Annotated in this window: 5 protein-coding genes and 1 pseudogene; all 6 read left to right on the forward strand. The window is 68.0% G+C overall.

Annotated elements, in window-relative coordinates; translation table 11 throughout:
- Window positions 1-236: pseudogene (locus ACFE99_RS22620) on the forward strand (cytochrome ubiquinol oxidase subunit I); the annotation flags it as partial.
- Window positions 237-261: 25 nt separating this feature from the next.
- A complete protein-coding gene (gene serB / locus ACFE99_RS22625; RefSeq protein ID WP_375488764.1) occupies window positions 262-1,497 on the forward strand; it encodes a phosphoserine phosphatase SerB in 1,236 nt (411 codons plus the stop codon).
- Window positions 1,498-1,634: 137 nt separating this feature from the next.
- Window positions 1,635-2,501, forward strand: coding sequence for an ABC transporter ATP-binding protein (locus ACFE99_RS22630; RefSeq protein ID WP_375488766.1), 867 nt, complete (start codon window positions 1,635-1,637; stop codon window positions 2,499-2,501).
- Complete coding sequence (locus ACFE99_RS22635; RefSeq protein ID WP_375488768.1) at window positions 2,498-3,322, forward strand: NUDIX hydrolase; 825 nt, start codon at window positions 2,498-2,500, stop codon at window positions 3,320-3,322. Before ACFE99_RS22630 ends, ACFE99_RS22635 begins: the two co-directional genes overlap by 4 nt.
- On the forward strand, window positions 3,313-4,059 hold the full coding sequence (locus ACFE99_RS22640) for an enoyl-CoA hydratase (RefSeq protein ID WP_375488770.1): 747 nt from the start codon (window positions 3,313-3,315) through the stop codon (window positions 4,057-4,059). Before ACFE99_RS22635 ends, ACFE99_RS22640 begins: the two co-directional genes overlap by 10 nt.
- A 184-nt stretch (window positions 4,060-4,243) precedes the next feature.
- On the forward strand, window positions 4,244-5,073 hold an 830-nt coding region (locus ACFE99_RS22645), incomplete at its 3' end, for a class I SAM-dependent methyltransferase (RefSeq protein ID WP_375488772.1).

Here is a 5,073-nt window from a genome sequence, read left to right on the forward strand (position 1 = left end):
CGGTCACGGTCGACGACCCGTGGGGCTACGGCAACTCGCTGGAGTGGGCCACCAGCTGCCCGCCCCCGCGACACAACTTCTACGAGCTGCCACGCATCCGCTCGGAGCGCCCGGCATTCGAGCTGCACTACCCGCACATGGTCGAGCGGCTGCGTGCCGAGGCGCATATCGGCCGTAGCCACGGCCCCGACAGCGGCGACGTCACCAGAGCCGACGACGTAAGCGTTCGCACGTAATGCCTTGTATCGGCGGCAATCTGGGGTGAGCACACCGCCTAAGGTGTCCGTGCTGATCACCGTCACGGGCGTCGACAAGCCAGGTGTGACGTCCGCGCTGTTCGAGGTGCTTTCCGGCCACAAGGTTGAGCTGCTCAACGTCGAACAGGTGGTGATTCGCGGCCGGTTGACGCTGGGCGTACTGGTATCCGCCGCCCTGGAAGCAGCGGAGGGCAAGGCGCTGCGGGAAGAAGTCAAGGCGGCCATTCACGCCAAGGGACTGGACGTCACGATCGAGCGCAGCGACGATCTGCCGGTCATCCGCGAACCGTCGACGCACACTATCGTCGTGCTGGGCCGGCCCATCACCGCCGAGGCTTTCGGCGCGGTGGCACGCGAAGTGGCTGCACTCGGCATCAATATCGACGTCATCCGCGGCGTCTCGGACTACCCCGTCACCGGCCTCGAGCTGCGGGTCTCGGTGCCGCCGGGCGTCGGGGGCCGGCTGCAGGCGGCGCTGACGCAGGTGGCCTTCGAGCAAAGGGTCGACGTCGCCGTCGAAGACTACAGCCTGGAGCGACGCGCCAAACGGTTGATCGTCTTCGACGTCGACTCGACCCTGATCCAGGGGGAAGTCATCGAGATGCTGGCTGCCCGGGTGGGCGCTCAAGACGCGGTTGCGGCGATCACCGAGCAAGCGATGCGCGGGGAACTCGATTTCGCGGCGGCGTTGCAGCAGCGAGTCGCCACCTTGGCGGGCCTGCCCACCGAGGTGCTCGACGAAGTCGCGGAGCAGTTGGAGCTGACGCCCGGCGCGCGCACTACCTTGCGCACGCTGCGGCGGCTGGGCTATCACATCGGCGTGGTCTCGGGTGGCTTCCGGCAGATCATCGAACCGCTCGCACACGAACTGATGCTGGACTTCGTCGCCGCCAACGAACTGGAGATCGTTGACGGCAAACTCACCGGCCGGCTGGTCGGACCGATCATCGACCGGGCGGGAAAAGCCAAGGCTTTGCGCGACTTCGCGCACCAGGCCGGGGTGCCGTTGGAGCAGGCCGTCGCTGTCGGCGACGGCGCCAACGACATCGACATGCTGGCCGCGGCCGGCCTTGGGGTGGCGTTCAACGCCAAGCCCGCGCTGCGCGAGGTCGCCGACGCCTCGCTGAGCTATCCCTACCTCGACACCGTGCTGTTTTTGCTGGGCGTCACCCGCGGTGAGATCGAGGCCGCCGACGCGGTCGACGGTGTGTTGCGGCGCGTCGAGATTCCGCCGGAATAGCGGCGCCGATCGCAAACTCGGCCTCGGCCGAGTGCAGCGGGTCGGCGCCAATGAACGCGGCGACCCGGCAGCCTCGTCGGCGGCGCGGTGCGGCACGATTGTCGGGTGCCCGAAACCGGAAGCCGGAGGTGAAACCCGTGGATTCACAAGAATCCGCGGGTGGAACCAACCAGATTGACGACGCAGTCGACCCTGATCTGCTGATCGACTTCAGACATGTTGCGCTGCGCCGCGGTGGGCGTGTTCTCGTGGGCCCGGTGGACTGGGGGGTCGAGCTCGACGAGCGCTGGGTGATCGTCGGACCCAACGGTGCGGGCAAGACGTCGCTGCTGCGGATCGCTGCCGCAGCCGAGCACCCGTCGTCGGGTGTCGCCTACGTGCTGGGCGAACGGCTGGGCCGGGTGGACATGACCGAGCTGCGTTCCCGCGTGGGATTGAGCTCGTCGTTGCTGGCGCAACGGGTGCCCGGCCAGGAGGTGGTGCGTGATCTCGTTGTCTCGGCGGGCTATGCGGTATTGGGCCGGTGGCGCGAGCGCTACGACGACGTCGACTACAACCGGGCCGTCGACATGCTGGAGAGCCTGGGAGCCGAACACCTGGCCGACCGCACCTACGACACCCTCTCGGAAGGTGAGCGCAAACGCGTGCTGATCGCCCGAGCCTTGATGACCGACCCGGAACTGCTGCTGCTCGACGAGCCGGCTGCCGGACTGGACTTGGGCGGCCGAGAAGAGCTGATGGCGCGGCTGACCGACCTGGCCGCCGACCCAGACGCTCCGGCGCTCGTCCTGGTCACCCACCACGTCGAAGAGATCCCCATCGGCTTCAGTCACTGCATGCTGTTGTCCGAAGGACAGGTCGTCGCGGCCGGCTTGCTGCCCGATGTGCTCACTGCCGAGAACCTGTCCGCGGCCTTCGGCCAGTCGATCGCCGTGGACGTCATCGACGGCCGTTACTTCGCCCGGCGTACCCGCGCCCGCGCAGCCCACCGGAGACGCTTATGACCTCACCAACCGGCGATCAGTTCGTGCCGCTGACACCGCGGCCGGCCGCGACCGTCATGCTGGTCCGCGAGGGTCCAGATAACCCGGGGGGCATTTCCGTCTTTCTGATGCGGCGGCATTCGGCGATGGAATTCGCGGCCGGGGTCATGGTGTTTCCGGGCGGCGGCGTGGACGACCGCGACCGCAATGCCGACATCGCCTGGACCGGGCCGCCACCGAGCTGGTGGGCGCAGCGGTTCGGCATCCAGACCGATCTAGCGGAGGCGCTGGTATGCGCGGCCGCGCGGGAGACCTTCGAGGAATCCGGGGTGCTGTTCGCCGGGCCGGCCGACGACCCGCACGGCATCGTCAGCGACGCCGCGCTATACGGCGAATCACGCTTCGCGATGGCCGACGGGACGCTGTCGTTCGCCGACTTCCTGCGCCGGGAAGACCTGGTCCTGCGCGCCGATTTATTGCGGCCGTGGGCGAATTGGGTGACCCCGGAAGCCGAACGCACCCGCCGCTACGACACCTACTTCTTCGTCGCAGCGCTGCCGGAGGGCCAGCTCGCCGACGGGGAGAACACCGAATCCGACGGCGCCGGCTGGACCACGCCCGAGGCTGCCATCGAGGACTTCGCCGCCGGACGCACTTTCCTGTTGCCGCCGACCTGGACCCAGCTGGACTCGCTGGCCGGTCACACGGTCGCCGAGGTGCTGGCGGTCGAACGCCAGATCGCTCCCGTGCAACCGGATCTGGCGATGAAGGGCGACAACTGGGAAATCGAGTTCTTCAACTCGGATCGCTACAACGAGGCGCGTGGCCGGCGGTGGCCGTGAGCGAGTTCGTCAGCATCTACATGGGCGCGGACCATCCCGGTGTGGCCATTCTGGTGTTGTCGCGGCCGCCCACCAACGCGATGACTCGCCAGGTTTATCGGGAGATCGCGACGGCGGCTGCCGAATTGGCCCAGCGCGACGATGTGGCGGCGGTGATCTTGTTCGGCGGCCACGAGATCTTTTCCGCGGGCGACGACATGCCCGCGCTGCGGGCACTGAGCCCCCGGGAGGCCGAGACCTGGGCGCGGGTGCGCCACGAGGCTATCGAGGCCGTCGCCGCCATACCCAAGCCCACGGTCACTGCAATCACCGGCTACGCGCTGGGCGCCGGCCTCAGCCTGGCCTTCGCCGCTGACTGGCGGGTCAGCGGCGACAACGCCAAGTTCGGCGCCACCGAAATCCTGGCCGGCCTGATTCCCGACGGCGCGGCGATGGCGCGACTGACCCGCACACTCGGGCCTAGCCGCACCAAAGACCTGGTATACAGCGGGCGTTTCTTCGGCGCAGAAGAGGCGTTGATGCTGGGCGTGATTGACGACATGGTGGCACCCGACGACGTCTACGACGCGGCCGCGGCATGGGCCGGCCGGTTCGTCGAAGGTCCGGCACACGCGCTGGCGGCCGCCAAAGCCGGCATCGACGACGTCTTCGAGCTGACCCGCTCCGAACGGCTCGTCGCAGACCGGCGCCGCTACCTGGAGGTGTTCGCCCGAACCTGCCACCGAGACGGTGGCTAGGCGGGGTAGCCCGGCTCCTCCTCATCGCGCTAGCGCTCTGCATCGTCGCCGGGTTAGGCGGGATGGCCCGGCTCCTCCTCATCGCGCTACGCGCTCTGCATCGTCGCTGGGCTAGGCTGGATGCCCCGGCTCCTCCTCATCGCGCTACGCGCTCTGCATCGTCGCCGGGCTAGGCTGGCGTCTCATGACGAGGAGTTCGAAAGTCGCCGGTGAACCGTCGCCCCAGCCGCACGCCACGGCCGAACAAGTAGAGGCGGCCCGCCATGACAGCAAGCTGGCCCAGGTGCTCTACCACGACTGGGAGGCGGAGAACTACGACGAGAAGTGGTCGATTTCCTATGATCAGCGCTGTGTTGACTACGCGCGCCACTGCTTCGACGCGGTCGTGCCAGGGGAGGAGATCCACGTCCTGCCCTACGACAGGGCGCTTGAATTAGGCTGCGGCACAGGGTTTTTCCTGCTCAACCTAATACAGTCCGGGGTTGCGCGGCGCGGTTCGGTCACCGACCTGTCGCCAGGCATGGTCAAGGTCGCCACCCGTAACGGGCGGTCGCTGGGTTTACAGATCGACGGCCGCGTCGCCGACGCCGAAGGCATTCCCTACGACGACAACACATTTGACTTGGTGGTGGGACACGCTGTGCTGCACCACATCCCAGAGGTCGGGCTGTCGTTGCGAGAAGCTATCCGGGTGCTGCGGCCAGGTGGGCGGTTCGTGTTCGCCGGCGAACCCACCACCGTCGGTGACCGTTACGCCCGCACCCTTTCCACGCTGACCTGGCGGATCACCACCAACGTCACCAGGTTGCCCGGCCTGGGCGGCTGGCGGCGTCCGCAAGCCGAACTCGACGAATCGTCACGCGCCGCGGCGCTGGAAGCCCTCGTCGACCTGCACACCTTCACCCCGGCCGAGCTCGAGCGGATGGCCGTCGACGCCGGCGCCGTGCAGGTCCAGACCGCCACCGAGGAGTTCAGCGCCGCGATGCTGGGCTGGCCGCTGCGCACCATCGAGGC

The sequence above is a fragment of the uncultured Mycobacterium sp. genome, from assembly GCF_964249325.1.
In the GTDB taxonomy this organism is placed as follows: Bacteria; Actinomycetota; Actinomycetes; order Mycobacteriales; family Mycobacteriaceae; genus Mycobacterium.